General features: G+C 72.9%; 2 protein-coding genes. Both read left to right on the top strand.

Annotated elements, in window-relative coordinates; genetic code table 11:
* Nucleotides 1-279: 279 nt before the first annotated feature.
* Nucleotides 280-909: a uridine kinase family protein gene (locus tag KN815_RS48765; protein ID WP_216348156.1), complete on the top strand. Its 630-nt coding sequence runs from the start codon at nucleotides 280-282 to the stop codon at nucleotides 907-909.
* A 399-nt stretch (nucleotides 910-1308) separates the two neighbouring features.
* Nucleotides 1309-2214 (top strand): tetratricopeptide repeat protein (locus KN815_RS48760; RefSeq protein ID WP_507229942.1); only part of this gene is annotated, 906 nt, incomplete at its 3' end.

The following is a 2214-nucleotide window of genomic DNA, read 5'->3' as shown; positions in this document are numbered from 1 at the left end:
CGGGCCGTCCCGGCGGTCGCGGCCGTCGTGGTGACGGCGGCGGCGCCCGCGACACCGAGCGCGGCGGCGAGCACGGAGCGGCGAGGCGTGGATCCAGATCCGGTCATGCGGGGTTCCCCCAGTCGTCGTCCAGTCCAGTGGGCGGCGGGTGCGCGACAGTCGCACAACTATGGCCGCTGCGAGTGGTCTCAGGCCAGTGATTCCCCCGCTACCCGCGCCATCAATATTGGTGTGAACCAATGGAGTGAACGAGCCGGAAGGGCCGTATGGTGGTCCCCGATGCGAACATACCCATCGGTTGGCGGCCTGGACGCGCTGGCGCGGCGCCTGCGTGCGCTGCCGCCGTCCTGCGGGCCGGTCCGGCTGGTCGCGGTCGACGGTCACGCCGGCTCCGGGAAGACCACCTTCGCCGGGCGGCTCGCCGAGGCGCTCGGCGGCGCCCCCGTGCTGCACACGGACGACTTCGCCACCCATGAGCAGCTCTTCGGCTGGGACGGGCGGCTGCGGAACGAGGTCCTTACCCCGCTGGCCCGGGGCACCGCCGCGCACTACGCCCCGTACGACTGGGTGGAGCGCCGCTTCGCCACCGCCCGGCGGCGGCTGGATCCCGCGCCGGTCGTGCTGCTGGAGGGCGTGGGCAGCGGCCGCCGGGCGGTGCGCCCGCGGCTGGCACGGCTGTTGTGGATGGATCTGCCGGAGCGGGACTCCTGGCGGCGCGGACAGTTGCGGGACGGCCCGGAACTGTCCGCATTCTGGGACGGATGGCTGCCCGCCGAGCGTGCGCACTTCGCCGCCGATCCCTCCCGCCCGTACGCCGGAACGTTGGTTGTGCAGCGAAAGGAGGGGTATGAGGTGCTACCGGGACCCGCGGCGAACGACGGAGACGCGCCCTGGCCTCACACAGCGTGAACCGGCGCTCCCGACCGGGCCCGAGGCCCGCACCCGACGCATGACGCGTACCCCAACTCGGCTTGACCTGGGGCCCATACAGGTCTTACGTTCTCAATGTGCGACTCGTACGAGTCGTCCCACAACGCGAAGCCCCCGGTTGTTCCCCCGTGATCGGGGGCTTCGTCCTGTCTGGGGCCGGTTTTCCGCTGCTTTGCGCCGCCGCCCGCTCACCCTGGGTGACGAACCCTTCCGGGCCCTGTGCGCCCCTTACACGCCCCCGCGCACACCTACCCGACCTTGTGTGATTGCGACGAACAACAGTGCGGCACCCTCGGCCCATGCGGGCTGCGCAGGTACGATGCGAAAGGGGCAGTCGCCCCTGCGGCATCCACGGGGGCTGGGGTTGTGGGGGACGTGATGGATTTCGGCACGCAAGGTTCGCACGCCCCGGCCGACCTCGCCTGGCTGCGAGCCGTCGACGCCTACACGATGGGCGCGTACGCACAGGCCGAGGAGGAGTTCCGGGCCGCCACCCGGCTCGACCCCGGAATGGCCGACGCCTGGCTCGGACTGCACGCGCTGCGGGCCGACACCGCGGCCGCGCTGCTGCGGATGTACCGGCACCGCGACCGCTTCGGCGACCAGCGCGCCCGCCACCGCCGCACCCTCAACTCCTGGTACTGGCTCGGCTGGTGGGTCCAGCCGGTGCTGGAGACCAGCCGGGACCTGCTGCTGGCCCACGCCTCGCACTGGCTCGACGGCCGCCATGTGCCCGAGCTGGACCGGGCGCTGGCCGGCTGCCCGCCGGTGGAGGCCGATCCGCAGGCCCGCTTTCTGCACGCCTGCCGCGCCTATCTGGTCAAGGACTGGGAGCAGTTGGTGCGCCACACCGAGCCGCTGCTGGACGATCCGTTCCTCGGCATCGAGGCGGGTCTGTTCGCCGGGATGGCGCGGGTCCGGCTGGAGATGTACAGCCAGGCCGAGCCGCTGCTCGCCGCCGCCTTGATGCGCTGTCGCAGCGAACAGCCGCAGCGCAAGGAGCTGCGCTACTGGCTCGCCCGCGCGCATGAGGGCACCGGGCGCAGCGCCGCCGCGCTCCCCCTCTACCGCGCGGTGCACCGCATCGACTCCACTTTCATGGACACCTCGGCCCGGCTCGCGGCGATAGCCGAGTCCGACGGGCTGGACGAGCCCGCCGATCTCGCCGCCGTCTCGCTGGCCGGGGCCGGTGGCCAGGACGCCGGCGACGGCCGGGACACCACCACCGACCCCGCCGATACGCTGCCCGCCGACGGCCGCGATCCGCGGGCCGCGGCCGAGGGG

Source organism: Streptomyces niphimycinicus, from assembly GCF_018883605.1.
Classification (GTDB): domain Bacteria; phylum Actinomycetota; class Actinomycetes; order Streptomycetales; family Streptomycetaceae; genus Streptomyces; species Streptomyces niphimycinicus.
The sequence above is the reverse complement of the archived record's forward strand: the minus strand, read 5'-3'. Positions and strand labels throughout refer to the sequence as shown.

Excerpts from the sequence above, each read along its gene's own strand:
- KN815_RS48765 (WP_216348156.1), top strand. The coding sequence starts at position 280 with ATGCGAACATACCCATCGGTTGGCGGCCTGGACGCGCTGGCGCGGCGC.